Source organism: Saccharopolyspora sp. SCSIO 74807 (assembly GCF_037023755.1).
Lineage (GTDB): Bacteria > Actinomycetota > Actinomycetes > Mycobacteriales > Pseudonocardiaceae > Saccharopolyspora_C > Saccharopolyspora_C galaxeae.
In genome coordinates, this window is the sequence record NZ_CP146100.1 from 4,399,703 (window position 1) to 4,417,542 (window position 17,840).

The 17,840-nt window shown below is 70.4% G+C and carries 15 protein-coding genes; 5 read left to right on the plus strand and 10 right to left on the minus strand.

Going from position 1 to position 17,840, the window contains the following annotated elements; genetic code table 11:
• Positions 1-32: 32 nt before the first annotated feature.
• From V1457_RS20125 to V1457_RS20145, 5 genes are all read right to left on the minus strand, one after another.
• Complete coding sequence (locus tag V1457_RS20125) at positions 33-2,129, minus strand: acetate--CoA ligase family protein (protein ID WP_338596088.1); 2,097 nt, start codon at positions 2,127-2,129, stop codon at positions 33-35.
• Entirely contained in the window at positions 2,126-2,908 is a 783-nt protein-coding gene (locus tag V1457_RS20130; RefSeq protein WP_200070670.1) for an enoyl-CoA hydratase/isomerase family protein, read from the minus strand. The genes V1457_RS20125 and V1457_RS20130 overlap by 4 nt, the downstream gene beginning before the upstream one ends.
• Positions 2,909-3,245: 337 nt before the next feature.
• A complete protein-coding gene (locus V1457_RS20135; RefSeq protein WP_338596089.1) occupies positions 3,246-3,923 on the minus strand; it encodes a GntR family transcriptional regulator in 678 nt (225 codons plus the stop codon).
• A gap of 149 nt (positions 3,924-4,072) precedes the next feature.
• Positions 4,073-4,393, minus strand: a complete 321-nt coding sequence (gene fdxA, locus V1457_RS20140; protein ID WP_295150718.1) for a ferredoxin — start codon at positions 4,391-4,393, stop codon at positions 4,073-4,075.
• 126 nt (positions 4,394-4,519) lie between these two features.
• A complete protein-coding gene (locus V1457_RS20145) occupies positions 4,520-5,899 on the minus strand; it encodes an NAD(P)/FAD-dependent oxidoreductase (RefSeq protein ID WP_338596090.1) in 1,380 nt (459 codons plus the stop codon).
• 171 nt (positions 5,900-6,070) lie between these two features.
• Here V1457_RS20145 and V1457_RS20150 point away from each other — a divergent pair, with 171 nt between their 5' ends.
• The 4 genes from V1457_RS20150 (at position 6,071) to V1457_RS20165 (ending at position 11,698) form a co-directional block, all read left to right on the plus strand.
• The gene (locus V1457_RS20150; protein WP_233627525.1) at positions 6,071-6,307 is read left to right on the plus strand and encodes a hypothetical protein; all 237 of its coding nucleotides are present in this window, start codon (positions 6,071-6,073) and stop codon (positions 6,305-6,307) included.
• A 90-nt stretch (positions 6,308-6,397) separates the two neighbouring features.
• On the plus strand, positions 6,398-6,817 hold the full coding sequence (locus tag V1457_RS20155; RefSeq protein WP_200070665.1) for a CBS domain-containing protein: 420 nt from the start codon (positions 6,398-6,400) through the stop codon (positions 6,815-6,817).
• Between the two features lie 314 nt (positions 6,818-7,131).
• A complete protein-coding gene (locus V1457_RS20160; protein WP_200070664.1) occupies positions 7,132-7,788 on the plus strand; it encodes a response regulator transcription factor in 657 nt (218 codons plus the stop codon).
• Between the two features lies 1 nt (position 7,789).
• Positions 7,790-11,698 carry a HAMP domain-containing protein gene (locus V1457_RS20165; protein ID WP_338596091.1) on the plus strand — a complete coding sequence of 1,303 codons (3,909 nt, stop codon included), beginning with the start codon at positions 7,790-7,792 and terminating at the stop codon, positions 11,696-11,698.
• 88 nt (positions 11,699-11,786) lie between these two features.
• Here the strand turns inward: V1457_RS20165 and V1457_RS20170 are convergent, their stop codons facing one another.
• Positions 11,787-11,942: a hypothetical protein gene (locus tag V1457_RS20170; RefSeq protein WP_200070663.1), complete on the minus strand. Its 156-nt coding sequence runs from the start codon at positions 11,940-11,942 to the stop codon at positions 11,787-11,789.
• 174 nt (positions 11,943-12,116) lie between these two features.
• Here V1457_RS20170 and V1457_RS20175 point away from each other — a divergent pair, with 174 nt between their 5' ends.
• Positions 12,117-12,314 carry a hypothetical protein gene (locus tag V1457_RS20175; protein WP_200070662.1) on the plus strand — a complete coding sequence of 66 codons (198 nt, stop codon included), beginning with the start codon at positions 12,117-12,119 and terminating at the stop codon, positions 12,312-12,314.
• Positions 12,315-12,357: 43 nt separating this feature from the next.
• On the opposite strand, the gene V1457_RS20180 is transcribed toward V1457_RS20175, so the two are convergent.
• The 4 genes from V1457_RS20180 to frc are packed head-to-tail and all read right to left on the minus strand — an operon-like array spanning position 12,358 to position 17,792.
• On the minus strand, positions 12,358-12,876 hold the full coding sequence (locus V1457_RS20180) for a hypothetical protein (RefSeq protein ID WP_338596092.1): 519 nt from the start codon (positions 12,874-12,876) through the stop codon (positions 12,358-12,360).
• Between the two features lies 1 nt (position 12,877).
• Entirely contained in the window at positions 12,878-14,392 is a 1,515-nt protein-coding gene (locus tag V1457_RS20185; RefSeq protein ID WP_338596093.1) for an Nramp family divalent metal transporter, read from the minus strand.
• A gap of 41 nt (positions 14,393-14,433) precedes the next feature.
• Entirely contained in the window at positions 14,434-16,566 is a 2,133-nt protein-coding gene (locus V1457_RS20190; protein ID WP_338596094.1) for an acetate--CoA ligase family protein, read from the minus strand.
• Positions 16,566-17,792, minus strand: a complete 1,227-nt coding sequence (frc, locus tag V1457_RS20195; protein ID WP_338596095.1) for a formyl-CoA transferase — start codon at positions 17,790-17,792, stop codon at positions 16,566-16,568. Before frc ends, V1457_RS20190 begins: the two co-directional genes overlap by 1 nt.
• Positions 17,793-17,840 lie beyond the last annotated feature (48 nt).

Below are 17,840 nucleotides of genomic sequence, written 5' to 3' on the forward strand. Positions count from 1 at the left end.
CCGTCGACCCGCTGTGCACCGCGATTCTCCGCTCAGTCGCCGGGAATGCTGTTCAGCAGCAGGTCCGCCGCAGTCGCACCGCGGCCTTCCGGATGCACGATCAGCGGGTTCACCTCGAGCTCCACCAGCCGTTCGCCGAGCTGCGCGGCCAGCTGCGACAGCGCGGCGATGGCCTGCGCCGCACCGTCCACATCAGACCGTTCGCTGCCGCGGAATCCGTCCAGCAGCGGCCACCCGCGAAGGCGCCGCAGCATGTCGTGAGCTCCCTTGACGTCCACAGGGGCCAGTTCCGCGACCACATCCCCGTAGATCTCCGTGGTGACTCCGCCCATGCCCACCGTGAGCACCGGCGGGTATCCGTCCCTCGACCCCTGAACGCCCACGAGGAGTTCGACCCCGGCGGGAACGAGTTCCTGCACGAGCACGCCGCTGACCCGCGCGTCGGGAACGTTCTCCTTGACGGTGTCGAGGATTCGCTGCGCCGCGTGGTCCGCGCCGGTCGCCGATACACCGACGTGCACGCCGCCTGCGTCGCTCTTGTGCGGCACGTCCGGCGACTGGATCTTCAACACCAGCTCACCGCCCAGCTCGCGGGCGATGATCCCGGCTTCGGCCGGATCGGCCGCGAGTCGCCCGCGTGGCCGGGCCACGCCGATCGCGTCGAGCACGCCAGCCCCGGCCGACTCCGTGAGCTCACCGGCCGGAACGTCCGGCCACGACAGCTCGGCCACCTCCGCGGCCGGTGCGGGCCGCGCGACCAATCGGGACAGCAGCGTCAGCGCCGCACTCGTCGAAGGCAGCACCGGGATGCCCGCTCGCCGCAGCATCGCGGCCGGTTCCGCGATCTCGGCGTGCGAGTACTGCCAAGCCACCGCATACGGTTTCGCCGTGGCGCGCGAGGCACGCAGCAGCGACTCGGCGATCTGCTCGGCGGTGCGTCCGCCGAGCGTGGTCAGCAGCACCAGCACCGCATCCACGCCGCCGTCTTCGGCCACCGCCTCGCAGACCTGCCCGAGCTGCCCGGCATCGTTGATGACCTGCGCGGTCACGTCGACCGGATTGACCAGGCTGCCGAACGGAGGGATCAGCGGTGCCAGCGCGTCCTGCGTGGCCGGGCCGAGCTCGGGAATGCCCAGCCCGCGCGGCTCGGCCTGATCCGCGGCCAAGCTGCCCGCGCCACCGGAGCTGGTGACCACGCCCAGCCGCGCGCCCGCGGGCCGCGGCCCGCCGAGCGCGATCGCGGTGTCGATCAGTTCGTCCACATCGTCCACCAGCACCGCCCCGGACCGCTCGGTGACCAGGTCGAACGCCGCACCGGAGCGCACCAGTGCGCCGGTGTGCGAGGCGGCGGCGCGCCGACCGGTGTCCGACCGCCCGGATCGCAGCACCACGACGTGCTTGCCCAGTTCGGCGGCCCGCGCGGTCAGCCGGGACCACTGCGCACCGCGCGGAAGCTGCTCGAAATAGCAGGCCAGCACGCGGATTTCGGGATCTTCCAAAAGCAGCGCGGCGGACTCCGCTGCGGTCAGATCGGCCTGGTTGCCGACGCTGACCCACGCCGTGAGCCCGACGCCCCGGTCGGCGGCCATGCCCAGCACGCTGCCGCCGAGCGCGCCGCTCTGTCCGATGTAGGCGATGCCGCCGGTTTCGCTCGGCGGTGCGGAACCGATTCCCGCGCCGGAGCTGAACGATGCGGTCACCGCCCCCGGCCGGTAGATGAAGCCTTGGCAGTTCGGCCCGAGCACGCGGATTCCGCTGCTGCGGGCCAGTTCGGTCAGCTGCGCCTGCAACGCCGCGCCCGCGTCGTCGACTTCGGCGAACCCCGACGAGAGCACCACAGCCAGGCTCGCGCCCGCCTGCGCGGACTGCGCCACCACGTCGAGCACCCGCTCGGCAGGCACCATGACCAGCACCAGGTCGATCGGTCCAGGCAACTGGTCCACGGACGGGTAGCAGGGCAGGCCGTGCAGTTCCCGGTACCGCGGGTTCACCGGGTGGACCGTGCCGGTGAACCCGTCGCGCACCAGGAAGTCCGTCAGCCGCGCGGCCATCGCGGAGCGTTCTGAGGCGCCGACCACCGCGACCGCGCGCGGCCGGAACAATGCGTCCACATCGGACACGATGCTCACCGGCCCTGGAAGTTCGGCCTGCGCTTCTCGCGGAACGCCGCCAGCGCCTCCGCGGAGTCCTCGGTGGACTGCACGATCGCCTGGTGCGAGGAGATCAGGTCCAGCGAGGTCCGCAGGTCGGTGCGCGCCGACTGGTACACCGCGCGCTTGATCGCCCGGATCGCCACCGGTGGCCCTGCGGCCAGCTTGCGGGCGAATTCGTAGGTCTTCTCGGAGAGTTCGTCGTCGGGATGGCGGTAGCTGGCGATGCCGAGCTCGACCGCCGTGGCGGAGTCGATGAAGTCACCGGTCCACAGCAGCTCCAGCGCCTTGGCCGTACCGACCAGCCGTGGCAGGAAGTAGCAACCGCCGTCGCCGGGCACCAGCCCCACCCGCACGTAGCCCTCGGAGAACCGCGCGGACTCGCCGACCAGCCGGATGTCGCACATCAGCGCCATGTCCATGCCCGCGCCCACGGCCACGCCGTTGACCGCGGCGATCACCGGTTTGTCCATGTCCTCCAAGGCGAGCGCGACCTGGTGCACCCGGTCGGTGAGCACGGTCTTGTCCTGCAGCACGGACTTGTCCTCGCCGGTGAAGTCGTCCAGGTCGACCCCGGAGCAGAACGCGTCCCCGGCGCCGGTGACGACCAGGACGCGCACCTGCGGGTCGGCCTGCGCCCGGCGGATCGCCGCGGCCCACTCGTCGACCATGTCCAGGGTGAACGCGTTCTTCTTGGCCGGGCGGTTGAGCAGGATCGTGCCCACGCCTTCGGAGACTCGGTACTCCAGGTCCGCCATGCTGTGCGCCTCCCTGCCGCTGCGCCGCGTTGCGCACCCGGGAGTAAAGCACCTCACAGCGGGGGAAGTCCATGCAAAATTGAATGCAATCCAGCCTCGCTCGCCGCTGCCCGAACCGGAGCGCAGCACCCCGCCCGACACGCCCGACCGTCACCGCCCCCAGCGATCTCGGAGAGGAGTGAACGGCCTGTTCGTCCCACTAGATTGGTCAAACGGTCCGTTCGCTCGAGAGTCGGGAAGCACGTGCGCGCGCCGCCAGCTCCGGGGACTCACGACGGAGCGAACAGGTGCTCCCGCCAGACGGGACGAAAGGACCGCTGGTGGCGGAAGTCGGCTGTCAGGAGCGCGGCGCGGGGGACAAGGCCGGGCCCAGGTGGGTGCGGGTGGCCTCCCGATGGGCGTCCATCAGCTCGATGGCGCGTTCATTGTTGCCGCGGCGCAGCGCGGTGATCAGCTGCCGGTGCTCGCGGACGATGCGCCGCCGCGCCGCCTCGTCGTAGACGTAGACGGTGCGGTACGCCTCGGTGCGCTTCCAGACCCGCTCGATCTCGTCGACGACCAGGTCCAGCCCGGAGCAGCGGAACACCGCGAAGTGGAACTCGTGGTTGAGCTCCATGATCCGCGGCACGTCCGGACCCGCTCCCGCCTCGGCGATCCGGTCGTTGATCTCGGAGAGCCGGGCGAGCTGCTCGGCGCCGAGCCGGGGCAGTTCCCGCAACACCACCGCCTCCAACGCAGCGCGCATCAGGTACGCCTGGCGCAGCTCCTCGGCGGAAAGGCGGGTCACCGTGTAGCCGACGTTGCGCTCGTGCCGCAGCACGCCTTCGGCCTCCAGCGCCTGCAACGCCTCGCGCACCGGTACGCGGCTGACACCGAGGCGTTCGGCCAATGCCTCCTGCCGCAACGCCTGGCCGGGCAGCATTTCCTGGTCGCGCAGCATCCGGCGGATCTCGTCGACCGCGCGGTGCACCGAACTCCGCGCCCGCGCGGAGCCGTCACTCGCCGAATCGCTCACTGACCCCGTCGTGCCCACTGCGCCCACTGTTCCCGCTCGCCTGACCACGGGCCGGCCCGGCCCGATCCGCGCGCATCATCGTACGGGGCTCGACCGCGCACTCCGGTGCAACCGAGCGCGGACCGGGCGGGCGTGACCGGGCCGCCGGCTCACTCGGCCTGCGGCGGCAGTTCGGTGACCGGCGGGACGTCGCGGTCGACCTTGCCGACCTCGGCAGCGCCGCCGGGGGAGCCGAGTTCGCTGAAGAACTCGGCGTTCGCCTGCGTGTACGGCTCGTACTCGGCGGGCACGTCGTCTTCGAAGTAGATCGCGTCCACCGGGCACACCGGCTCGCACGCCGCGCAGTCGATGCATTCGTCGGGGTGGATGTAGAGCATCCGCCCGCCTTCGTAGATGCAATCCACCGGGCACTCGTCCACGCACGCGCGGTCGAGCACGTCCACGCAGGGCTCGGTGATCACGTAGGTCACGGTGCCCTCCTAGTCGCATGTGGTCGGCGCGGCGCACCGCGAACGGCCTCCGCCGCGCACGCAGCAATCAGTTCGGAGCCCGGGACTTCCCAACAGCAGGCGGAGCCGAAACGAGCCGGTGACGCCTCACACCTCCAGCCCCTCCAGCGCGGCGCTGATCGCGCGGTGGAAAGTGGGGTAGCCGTAGATCATCCGCCGCAGGCTCGCCACCGGCACTTCCGCGTGCACCGCCACGGCGAGCGCGCCGACCACCTCGCCGCCGTAGGGCGCGACCACGGTCGCACCGACCAGCACCCCGCGGTCGGCGTCGGCGACGAGCTTGATCAGGCCCTCGTTGCCCTCCTTGTGGATCCAGCCGCGCGGCGACGACGGGATCTCGGTGCTGGCAGTGCGCACCCGGACGCCCTGTTCGGCGGCGGCGGACTCGGTCCGCCCGACGGTGGCGACCTCCGGGTCGGTGAACGTGACCGCCGGAACCGCCCGGTAGTCCGCGGGCGAACCGCCCTGCCCGAGGATGTCCGCCGCGGCGATCGGAGCCTGGTACACCGAGGTGTGCGTGAACGCGCCGTGCCCGGTCACGTCCCCGATCGCCCACACGCCGTCCGCGGCCCGCAGCCGCTCGTCGACCGGGATCGTGCGCGCCCGCTCGTCGAGGCCGACCGCGGCGACGCCCAGACCGGCCAGGTCGGTGCGGCGGCCGGTCGCCACCAGCAGGCGCTGCACCCGCAGTTGCGCTCCGGAATCGAGCTCGGCGTGGAACACCGAACCGTCATGCGACACCCGGCTCAAGCTGGTGCCGGTGCGCACGTCGATCCCTTCGCCGCGCAGCACGCCCTCCAGGCTCCGGGAAGCCTCGGGTTCGCCGGAAGCGAGGATGCGCTCACCGGCCTCGGCCAGCGTCACCGCGCTGCCGAACCGGGCGAAGACCTGCGCGAACTCCAGTCCGACCGGGCCGGCGCCGAGCACCAGCACCGACTCCGGCGCTTCCCGGGCCTGCACCGCGTCGCGGTTGGTCCAGTACGGCGTGTCCGCCAGGCCGTCGATCGGCGGCACCGCGGGCTCGGTGCCCGGATTGAGCACGATCGCGCGGCGGGCACGCAGCACTCGCTGACCACCGCCGGTGAGCGACACGGTCACCTCACCGGGGCCGGTGATCCGGCCGCGGCCGCGGATCAGCTTGCCGCCGGTGGACTCGAAGCGCTCCACGGCCGGTCCGTCGTCCCAGCCGGAGGTGGCCTCGTCGCGGATGCGGTCGGCGACCTCGGTGTAGTCCGGGCGCACCTGCGACGAGCCCGCCAGCGCGGGCACCCGGCGGGCCTCGGCCAGCGATTCGGCCGCGCGCACCATCATCTTCGTCGGGATGCAGGCGTAGTACGGGCATTCCCCGCCGACCAGCCGCTCCTCGACCGCGACCACGTCCAGCCCGGCGGCGGCCAGCCTGCCCGCCGCGTCCTCCCCGCCGGGGCCCATGCCGATCACGACCGCGTCGACGTCTTCCGCTGCCATTCGCGCTCCTCGCTCGCTGCTGGACTTCGGCCAAGGGGTGCCCGCGCGCGGCGGGCGTCCACACCTGACCCGTGCACAACCTCTGATCCTCGACGTTCCCGCAGCAACATCGGCGCACCCCTGTCACCGCGAGTGCTGCGGCCCACCGGACGAGTGACTACAACTGGAAGCATGTCCGATACCGACACTTCCGCACTCGTACCGGGGCAGAGCACGGCGCGGGACAACGGTGAGCGGATCGGCCGTTCGCAGGCCGGGCACCTGGTGCTGATGCGCCGCCGGGTCGTCGAACCGGGTTTCGTGGTCACCGTGGACTCCCCGCAGCGCCCGGAGCTGCCCAGCGAGGTGATCACCACCGGCTGGGCGCACGCCAACGCCGCTTTCGACCGCCTGATGCGGGAGGGCTGATCCCGGGGCTGGTCGCGGCGGACCGGGAAGCACCAGCGGACAGGCGCTCCGGCCGTAAGGGAGAAAGCCGGGGCCCGAAGGGAGAAGGCCATGACCACCGCACGCGAGATCATGCACAGCGGAGCCCGCTGCGTCGGCGAGGACGAGACCTTGCAGACCGCCGCGCAGATGATGCGGGACCTGCGGGTCGGTTCGCTGCCGATCTGCGGCCGCGACGACCGCCTGCACGGGATGCTCACCGACCGCGACATCGTGCTGCACTGCTGCGCCGAAGGCCGCGACGCCGCCGAGGTCACCGCAGGCGAGGTCGCCGCGGGCACGCCGCACTGGGTCGCCGCCGATGCCGACATGTCCGAGGTGCTGGCGCTGATGGAGCGCTACCAGATCCGGCGCATCCCGGTCATCCACGACCACCGGCTGGCCGGGATGATCAGCGAGGCCGATCTGGCCCGCGGCATCACCGACGAGCAACTGGCGCACTTCGTGGAGCGGGTTTACCAGATGAGCTGAGCCGCAACCCGGATGCAACGCGGGCGATGTGCAATGGCGGGCGCCGCTGTCGAACGACACGCAAAGGCGGTGTCGGCCATGCCGATCTGCGCGAGTTGCCGTCAACCGATCCCACCGGCCGGACCTTCCGAGGACTTCTGCGGCGAGCAGTGCCAGCGGTACTGGCACTCCCGGAGGGTCAACACCGACGCGGGGCGCCGCGAAGACGACCGCCCGCTGCCCGCCCGCCGCCACCGCGCCGCCAGCGCATAACCCGTTGGGGTGTTTATGCTCGTCAGTGCCTTGTCTTCCAGCTTGCAGGGGGCCGGCGAGCGATGGCGACACGAGTGTTCGTGGTCGACGACCACGAGGTGATCCGGCGCGGCGTGGCCGTGCTGATGAAGTCCGATCCCGAACTGGACCTGGTCGGTGAGGCCGCCTCGTTCGCCGAGGCGGTCGCACTGGCCCAGCGGGCCGAACCGGACGTGGCCGTGCTGGACGTGCGGCTGCCCGACGGCAACGGGGTCGAGTTGTGCCGCGAGCTGCGGTCGCAGCACCCGCAGCTGCGGTGCCTGATGCTGACGTCCTTCGACGACCACGAGGCGTTGATGGACGCGATCCTGGCCGGTGCTTCCGGCTTCGTGCTCAAAGGCGTGGTCAGCGAGGAGCTGCTCAGCGCGTTGCGCACGGTCGGCGCGGGCAAGTCGCTGCTGAGCCCGCGCAAGACCGAGGCGATGCTGGCCTGGCTGCGCAAGGAGCAGGAACGCGCCGATCCGCTGCGGGAGCTGACGGCGCGCGAGCGCGAGGTGCTGGAGCTGATCGGGGAGGGGTTGACCAACCGCGAGATCTCCGGGCGGATGTACCTCGCCGAGAAGACGATCAAGAACTACGTCTCGCAGCTGCTGGCGAAGCTGGCCATGCGGCACCGCAGCGAGGCCGCGGTGCTGGCCACCGAGCTGCGCCTGGACCGGGGCGGCCGGAGCAAGGACTGACGTGGCCGCCGAGGACCCCGGGCGGGCGCGGCTGCTCGCCGGGTTGCGGGACCTGCGCGACGGCAACTTCCGCCGCAGGTTGCCGGTGGCCGGGCCGGACGCCGAAATCGCCGCGGTGTGCAACGAGCTGGCCGAGCGCGATCAGCGGCTGGTCGCCGAGCTGAGCAGGCTGACCGAGCAGGCCGTGCGCGGGCAGTGGCCGGTCGATCCTGCCGAGGTCGGCGGCGGGGGCGGCTGGCAGCAGGCCGAGCGGGCGATGAACGAGCTGACCGACGCGTTGCTGCGACCGGCCGGCGAGCTCGTGCGGGTGCTCGGCGCGGTCGCCGAGGGCGACCTGACGCAACGGATGTCCCGGCGGGCCGGTGATCGCGCCCCTGGCAGGCTCGGCGACCTCGCCGGCACCGTGAACAACCTGCTCGACCAGCTCTCGATGTTCGCCTCCGAGGTCGGCAGGCTGGCCGCGGAGATCGGCACCGAAGGCAGGCTGGGCGGGCAGGCGCAGGTGCCCGGCCTGCTCGGGACCTGGCGGGACCTTTCCGACTCGGTGAACCGGATGGCGGCCGACCTCACCGGCCAGGTGCGGGACATCTCGCAGGTCGCCGCCGCGGTCGCCCGCGGGGACCTGAGCCGCCGCATCGTGGTGCCGGTCTCCGGGGAGATGGGCGAGCTCAAGAGCACCATCAACACGATGGTCGATCAGCTCTCGGAGTTCGCCGACGAGGTCACGCGCGTGGCCCGCGAGGTCGGCAGCGAGGGCAAGCTGGGCGGGCAGGCGCAGGTGCCGGGAGCCGCCGGGACCTGGCGGGGGCTGACCGACTCGGTGAACCTGATGGCCGACAACCTCACGGCGCAGGTCCGCAACATCTCGCAGATCGCCACCGCCGTGGCTCGCGGCGACCTGAGCCGCAAGATCGACGTGGACGCCCGCGGCGAGATCCTGGCGTTGAAGGACACGTTGAACACGATGGTCGATCAGCTCTCCGCGTTCGCCGACGAGGTCACGCGGGTGGCCCGCGAAGTCGGCACCGAGGGCAAGCTGGGCGGGCAGGCGCGGGCCGCCGGGGTTGCGGGGACCTGGAAGGACCTCACCGACAACGTCAACCTGATGGCCGACAACCTGACCGCGCAGGTGCGCAACATTTCCGCGGTCGCCGCGGCGGTCGCTGGCGGCGACCTGACCAAGAAGATCACCGTGGAGACCAAGGGCGAGGTCGCGGAGCTGGCCGCGACCATCAACGGGATGGTCGAGACGCTCGGCGCGTTCGCGGACCAGGTCACCGTGGTCGCCCGCGAGGTCGGCACCGAAGGCATCCTCGGCGGGCAGGCGCGGGTTCCGGGCGTGGCCGGGACCTGGAAGGACCTCACCGACAACGTGAACCTGATGGCGCGCAACCTCACCAACCAGGTGCGCAACATCGCCCAGGTGACCACCGCGGTCGCCGAGGGCGACCTGTCCAAGAAGATCGACGCGGCCGCGCAGGGCGAGATCCTGGAGCTCAAGACCACCATCAACACCATGGTCGACCGGCTGTCCGGGTTCGCCGCCGAAGTGACGCGAGTGGCCCGCGAGGTCGGCACCGAGGGCAGGCTCGGCGGCCAGGCCGAGGTCACCGACGTCTCCGGTACCTGGCAACAGCTCACCGACAGCGTCAACCGGCTCGCGGGGAACCTGACCACCCAGGTGCGCGCGATCGCGTCGGTGGCCAACGCGGTCACCACCGGCGACCTGACGCGGCAGATCACCTTGGAAGCCCGCGGGGAGGTCGCCGAGCTCACCGAGGACGTCAACGCGATGATCTCGAACCTGGCGGCCACCACCCGCGCCAACGAGGACACCGACTGGCTCAAGACGCACCTGGCGCGGATGTCCGGGCTGGTGCGCGGGCTGGGTGAGCTCTCCGCGCTGGCCTCGCTGACCATGCGCGAGCTGGTGCCGCTGGTTTCGGCGCAGTGCGGCGCGTTCTACCTGGCCCGGACCGGCGACGACGTGCCCGGTGGGGTGGTGCTGGAGCGCGCCGGTTCCTACGGCCTGCCGCCCGATGGTGTCCCGGAGCGGTTCGAGCTGGGCGAGTCGCTGGTGGGCCAGGCGGCGATCGATGGCCGCACGATCGTGGTGCGCGGCGCGCCGCCGGAGTACCTGCGGATCAGCTCCGGGCTCGGCGAGGCCGCGCCCGCGGCGGTGGCCGTGGTGCCGGTGTTGTTCGAGAACCAGGTGCTCGCGGTGCTGGAACTGGCCTCGGTGCACGAGTTCAGCGAACTGCACCTGGATCTGTTGCAGCGGTTGCAGGAGACGCTGGGCGTCGAGGTGAACACGATCGTCTCCAACACGCGCACCGAGGAGCTGCTGAGCGAATCCCAGCACCTGGCCAGCGAACTGCAGGCCCGCTCCGAACAACTGGAGCAGCAGCAGGAGGAGCTGCGCCGCTCCAACACCGAGCTGGAGGAGAACGCCGCGCAGCTGGCCGCGCGCAACCGGGACATCGAGATCAAGAACAGCGAGATCGAGCAGGCCCGCCAGCAGCTGGAGGAACGCGCGGGCGAGCTTTCCCAGGCGTCGGCCTACAAATCGGACTTCCTGGCGAACATGTCGCACGAGCTGCGCACGCCGCTGAACAGTTCGCTGATGCTGGCCAGGCTGCTGGCCGACAACGTCGACGGAAATCTCACCGAGCAGCAGGTGGATCTGGCCAGGACCATGCACGGCGCGCTCACCGACCTGCTCGGCTTGATCAACGACGTGCTCGATCTGTCCAAAGTGGAAGCCGGGCACATGGCGGTGCTGCCCGCGGACACCGAAATCGCCGCGCTGGCCGGGCATCTGGAGTCGTTGTACCGGCCGCTGGCCGAGGAGCAGGGGCTCGAGTTCGCGGTCGAACTCGCCGACGAGCTGCCCGGCACGCTGCACACCGACCAGAGCAGGCTGGAGCAGATCCTGCGCAACCTGTTGTCGAACGCGCTGAAGTTCACCGAGCAGGGTTCCGTGCGGCTGCGGATCGTCCCGGCAGGGCCGGACGCGCCCGGATCGCTGCGCGGAGTTCCCGGTGTGCTGGCCTTTTCGGTGCGCGACACCGGAATCGGCGTGCCCGAGGGAAAACTGGAGCGGATCTTCGAAGCGTTCCAGCAGGGCGACGGGACCATCGTGCGCCGCTACGGCGGAACCGGGCTGGGGCTGTCGATCAGCCGGGAGCTGACGGCGCTGCTGGGCGGGGAACTGCGCGTCAGCAGCGAATCCGGAGCCGGCAGCGAGTTCACGCTCTACCTGCCGCCGGAAACCCCGGAAGGCGGTGCGCAGGAGCCGCGGGACGTGCCGGAACAGCGCGGTCCGGTCCCGGTACCGGACCGGTCGGCGGCGCCGACCAGCGCCGAGGTCAACTACGACGTGACCGCGGAAGGCATCGACCCGCCGATGCTGGATTGGGAACCGGGCGCGTTCGGTGCGGGCGAAGACGCCGATGCCGCCGACGGCGACGCACCGCCGGAAACCGCCGTGCAGCGGCCGCTGTTGCGCTTCCAAGGGCAGAAGGTGCTGGTCGTCGACGACGATCCGCGCAGCGTCTACGCGCTCAGCGCGCTGCTGGAGCAGCACGGGCTGCGCGTGGTCTACGTCGACAGCGGCATCGCCGGGCTCAACGCCCTGCAGGAGCACGACGACGTGGCGGTGGTGCTGATGGACGTGATGATGCCGGAACTGGACGGCAATTCCACGATCCGCACCATCCGGCAGATGCCGCGGCACCAGCAGTTGCCGATCATCGCGGTGACCGCGAAGGCGATGAAGGGCGACCGGGAGCAGAGCCTGTCCTGCGGCGCGACCGAATGCGTCACGAAGCCCGTCGATTCCGGCTTCCTGCTGGACCTGCTCGCCGCGCATCTGGTGGCCGAAACGGTCCCCGAACCGGGGGCCGAGTGAGTCCGGCGGGCGGCGTCAGGTCAGAAATAGTTGCCACGGCGTGGGGGTCGCCGTGGCCGCAACCGCCGAAGCTCGCTGCACGAACTCGTCAGCCGTCGCGCGGTTCGTCGGTGCTCGGGAGTTCGGCGAGCTGTTCGCGCAGGCGCTGGAACCAGTGCAGGTCACGGGCGAACGTCGCGTCGTAGTGGTCCACACCGTGCGGGGAATCCCGCTGCGGCTCGGGGAACCCGGGTTGTCGTGCCATCGAAAAGGTCCTGTGGTCGGGAGTCCGGCCTCGCTCGGGGGACAGACGAGGCCGGAATTCCCCAGTCTACTGGCGTGCGCAGCGTTGCTCCGTCCGGTGTCGGTCGACTCACAAGCGGTGTGGATCGCGATGGTTTAGCATACTGTATGCACTGTCGGGAGGAGGCGAACCACCATGCGAAGACTGCGGGATCTGTTGCGCGCCGTCGCCGAGCTGCCGCGCGGGCACGGCGCCGACGGGCGGATGCTCGGGATGCTCACCGCCACGGCGATCGAATCGAGCCGCCGCAGGCGGCACGATCGGCCCGTCGGCCTGCCGGTGCACCCGGACCCGGCGTTGCCCCGGCAGCGCCAGGGAGCGGGCGAGCGGTGACGACGGCGGGTTCGGCGCAGCATCGGCCGAACCCGCGGCCGCATCAGCGCTTGCGAACCCGTTCGACCTGCTGGACGTACTGCTGCAGCAGCGACCGCGCGAGTTCGTTGCGCGCGGCGATCCGCAGGAACCAGTGCGGCGCCAGCCGTTCGTGCAGCCACAGGAACCCGATCGCGAACCCGGTCCCGAGCAGCGCCTGGTAGAGCAGGAAACCCAGCGGTGCCTCCGGCAATCCCGGGGAACCGCCCAACACCCAGCGCGTCGCCACCTCGTGCACCAAGCGGGCCAGCGGGAAACCGGCGAGCCAGTACAGCGCTACCGGTGCGAACATCCCGGGCCGCGCCAGCCCGGTCACCAGCAGCACGCCGTGCCCGCCGCCGAGCACGCCCAGCGGCAGCATCAGCGCCAGCGTCGTCACCACCGTCCACATCGGAGGTTGCTGCGCCATCGCCGCGAGCGGCCCTGCGAAACCACCGGCAAGCACCCCGATCAACGCTCCAGGCACCGCGATCTCGGCCGTGCGCCCGATCCGCGCGGCTCGGTTCGTTCCGGCGTCGCTCATCTCAGCTCACGACCACGCCGAAGCGGAACAGGCTGTAGAACAGCATGCCGAGGTAGAACACCGCGCCGAACCCGATGATCAGGTTGTTCCACCACCGCGGCCGGATCGGCCGCGGTAGCAACCGGTTGTTCACCAGCAGCAGCACCACGCAGTACGCGCCCATCGCGAACGTCGACAGGAATGCCAGCACGTCGAGCACCGCGGCAGGCCCGTCCGCGGGCCCGAACAGCAGGACCAGGATGCCGAAGGCGATCACGCCCCACAGGAATCCGGCGTAGAGGTGCGAAATCCGGAACCTGCGTGCGCCCGGCACGAAGTGGTGGGTCATGTCCGCCTGCCCGCGGGAGAACGAGTCGAACAGCCCGAGCGTGGCGTTGAGCCCGATCAGCGCGATGAATCCGAGGAACACCGAGCCCATCCAGGATCCGCCCGCCGCGGAGAACGAGTCGGCCATGGCACCCAGCGCGGCGTCCCGGTCACCGGACTCGATCAGCTCGGCGACGTTCGGGTTGCGCCGCGCCGCGGACTGGGCGAGCACCGTGAACGCGATCGTCACCAGCATGGTCACGCCCCAGAACAGCAGCAACGCGTCGAAGGTGACCCACCGCCGCCAGCCCTTCCACTTGCGCATCTCGGCGGGGTCGCCGGTGTCGAACATGAACCCGCGCGAGGGCATCGTCTCTTCCTCGTCGGCGTGCCGCAGACCGCGGATCCGGGGGATGTGCGCGCCCATTCCGGCGCCCTTGTCCCGCAGGTGCAGGGTGTACCACATCTGCTGCATTCCGGACGGTCCCGCGAACGCGACGGAGCCGACCACGATGGGGAACCAGGTCGCCGACATCGCCTCCGGCGGGAAGTAGCCGAAGTGCAGCATCCCGGTCAGCGTGCTGGACAGGTCGCTGAGGTTGCCCGCCATCGCGGCCACCACGGTGGTGCCGACCACCAGCAGTCCGATGAGGACGCTGAGCACGTTCTCCAGCAGCGAATAGATCACCTTCGCCAGGCTGAACACCACGCCCACCAGGATCAGCCCGGCACAGGCCGAAACCACCCACGGCAGCCCGGTGATCTTCTCCAGTGCCGCGGCACCGGCCGAGAGATGCCCCGGCCAGATGTAGACGGCGATCGCGGTGACGAAGAAGAACCACATCAGCGGTTTCGCCAACCGGGCCGCTCCGGTGAAGATGCTCTCGCCGGTGGCCATCGCCCACCGCGCCATCTCCAGCATCACCACGGCCTGCAAGGTGACGCCGATCAGGAACAGCCAGCGGATCTCCGGGCCGAACACCAGCACCAGGCGCGGCCACATGTAGGACTCGCCCATGCCGACGCCCAGTGCCACCAGGAACACGGTGGGTCCGAGCAGGTGGATCGACGGCGGTGCGTCCGGCAGCGGCCGGATCGGCATCGCCTCCAGCTTCCCGGCCCGCCACACCCCGGGCCGGGCACGCGCCGAGGGCGCTAAGTCGGGCTCCTGTTCCGCTTCGCCGTACGACGCGGATTTGTCGGCTTCCATTCCGGGTCGCCTCCTTGTCAGCTCAGAGTTCCTACCGGGCCTCAGCCGAGCAGCCCGGCGGAGCGCGCCCACCGGTACTTGGCTCCCAGCACCGCCACCGGTTTCTCCGTCGTGTAAGGGAAAGCGGCGATCCCGTGGTCGAAGAGGTGCTCGGCGGCCTGTTCCACTTCGGTGTCACCGGCCAGCGAGGCGACCACCGGTTTGTCGATGCCCTGTTCGCGGGCCTCGGCCACCACGCGGGCGGTGAGTTCGGCGAAGACCATCGGCGGCGTGACGATGGTGTGCCAGTAGCCGAGGATCAGCGCGTGCACCCGCGGATCCCGCAACCCGAGCCGGATCGTGTCCTCGTAGGTGCTCGGCGGCTCGCCGCCGGTGATGTCGATCGGGTTGCCCGCCGCGCCGAAAGGCGGGATGTAGTGCCGGAATTGCTCGTCCAAATCGGACGGTATGTCCATCAGTCGCAGCCCGTTGGCCACGCACGCGTCCGAGAGCAGCACTCCCGAACCGCCCGCGCCGGTGATGATCACGACGTTCTCGCCCTTCGGCGTCGGAAGCACCGGCAGACCGCGGGCGTATTCGAGCATGTCGTTGAGGCCGGGAGCACGGACGACTCCCGACTGCCGGAGGATGTCGTCGTAGACCTTGTCATCGCCCGCGAGCGCGCCGGTGTGCGAGCCGGCCGCTCGTGCGCCGAGCGCGGTCCGGCCCGCTTTGAGCACCACCACCGGCTTCTTCGCCGTGATGCGGCGCGCGGCCTCCACGAACGCGCGACCGTCCTTGAGATCTTCCAGGTGCATGGCCACGCACTTGGTGTTGTCGTCCTGCTCGAAGAACGTGAGCAGGTCGTCCTCGTCCACATCGGACTTGTTGCCGAGCCCGACGATGGCCGACACCCCGGTCCTGGTGGTGCGGCTGAACCCGAGGATGGCCATCCCGATCCCACCGCTCTGCGACGTCAGCGCGACGCCGCCGCGCACGTCGTAAGGCGTGCAGAACGTCGCGCACAGGTCGTGCGGGGTGTAGTAGTAGCCGTAGATGTTCGGGCCGAGCAGCCGGATCCCGTGCTTGCGCGCGATCTCGACGACCTCGTCCTGCAATTCGGCGTTGCCGGTCTCGGCGAACCCGGACGGGATCAGCACGGCCGCGGCCACGCCCTTGGCGCCGCATTCCTCCAGCGCGGCGGGGACGAACTTCGCGGGAACGGTGAACACCGCGACGTCCACCTCGCCGGGAACGTCCTGCACGCTGCGGTATGCCTTGCGCCCGAGCACTTCGTCGGCCTTCGGGTTCACCGGCAGGATCTCGCCGCCGTAGCCACCGGCCGTGAGGTTGCGCATCACCGAGTTGCCGATTTTGCCGTCCTCATTGGACGCACCGATGACGGCGACGCTGCGCGGCCGCATCAGCCGATTCATCGCGTGCAGGATGTCCTGCCGGGAATGGCGGTGCGGCTGCGCGGTGCCGTCCGGATCGAGCAGCACCCGGACGTCGGCCGCCACCGCGCCACCTGCCGAGGCGAACACCGGGTTGAGGTCGAACTCGCTGATCTCCGGAAAATCGGTGACCAGTTCGGACAGCGCTTGCACGAGGCCGGCGAGCGCATCGGCGTCGGCCACTTCGGCGCCCCGAGCTCCGCGAAGCACATCGGCCGCGGCGATGTCGTCGAGCATTCCGCGCGCTTCGAACTTCTCCAGCGGGGCCATCCGGAACGTCACGTCTCTGAGCACCTCGACGAGCACGCCGCCGAGTCCGAAGGCGACGACCTTGCCGAACGTGGGATCGGTGGTCGCGCCCACGATCACTTCGTGCCCGCCGGTGAGCATCTGCTGCACCTGAACGCCGTCGATTTCCGCGTCGGCATCGTGTTCCCGCGCATTGGCCAGAATCCGCGCATAACCCTCGCGAACCTGCGCAGCACCCCGCACACCGGTGAGCACGCAACCTGCGTCCGTCTTGTGCAGGATGTCCGGCGAGACGATCTTCAGCGCTACCGGGCCGCCGAGTTCCGCCGCCAGCGCCACCGCCTCTTCGGCCGAGTCGGCCACGGCTTCGGCGGCGGTCGGGATGCCGTAGGCCCCGCACAGCGCTCTGCCCTCCGGCGCGGTCAGTGCGCTGCGCCCTTCTCCGAGCGCGGCGTCCAGGACTCGCCGCACGGTCTGCTCATCGTGGCCCATCAGATCACTCCGTCCGTCTTCAACTCGGCGAGTTCTTCCGCGCCAACGCCCAATTCCCGGTAGACCTGCTCGTTGTGCTCGCCCAGCAGCGGCGATCTGGTGACGTCGGCGGGCGAGTCGGACAGCTTGATCGGGCAGCCGACGGTGCGGAACGGGCCGCGCTCCGGGTGTTCGACGGTGACGATCATGCCGTTGTCGGCCAGCGAAGCGTCCTCGACGAGCTCGCGGGTGGACAGGATCGGACCGCACGGGATGCCCCGCTCGGTCAGCCGCGCCAGCACTTCCCACTTGCCGTGCTGCCTGGTCCACTCCTCGATCAGCCCGAACATCTTGTCCAACTTGGACAGCCGGGCTTCCGGTGTGGACCAGTCCGGATCCGCGGCCAGCTCCGGACGTCCGATCAGCTCCGCTATCGGCGCCCAGCCCGCGGGCTGGACGATGACGTAGACGTAGTCGTTCGGGCCGCCGGGGTCGCACCGCAGCGCGGAGCCGGGCTGCCCGCCGCCGGAAGCGTTGCCGGAGCGAGGTACCTCGGTGCCGAACTGCTCGTTCGGGTACTCGCGCAGCGGGCCGTGCGCGAGCCGCTGCTGATCGCGCAGCTTCACCCGGCACAGGTTGAGCACGGCGTGCTGCATCGCCACCGAAACCCGCTGGCCCTGCCCGGTGCGCTGGCGTTGCAGCAGCGCGGCGAGAATGCCCGCGACGGTGTGGATACCGGTACCGGAGTCACCGATCTGCGCACCGGTCGCGGTCGGCGGCCCGTCCTCGAACCCGGTGGTGGACATCGATCCGCCCATCGCCTGCGCCACGACCTCGTAGGCTTTGAAGTGGGTGTAGGGGCCGTCTCCGAAGCCCTTGATCGAGGCGTAGATCAGTTGCGGGTTCAGCGCGCGCAGCCGGTCCCAGTCGAACCCCATCCGGTCCACCGTGCCGGGGCCGAAGTTCTCCACCAGCACGTCGCAACCGCGCACCAGATCGGAGAAGATCTCTTTGCCCCGGGTGCTTTTCATGTTCAGCGTGATGCTGCGCTTGTTGCAGTTCAGCATCGTGAAGTAGAGGCTGTCGGCGTCCGGGACGTCGCGCAGCTGCGTTCGGGTGATGTCGCCGGTCGGCGATTCCAGCTTGACGACTTCGGCGCCCAGCCAGGCCAGGATCTGGGTCGCCGAAGGTCCGGATTGGACGTGGGTCATGTCCAGCACCCGGACACCTTCCAGTGCGGTGCTCATGCTCGAATTCCCTTCCGCGCAGGGACGATGGAATCCACAACGGACTGA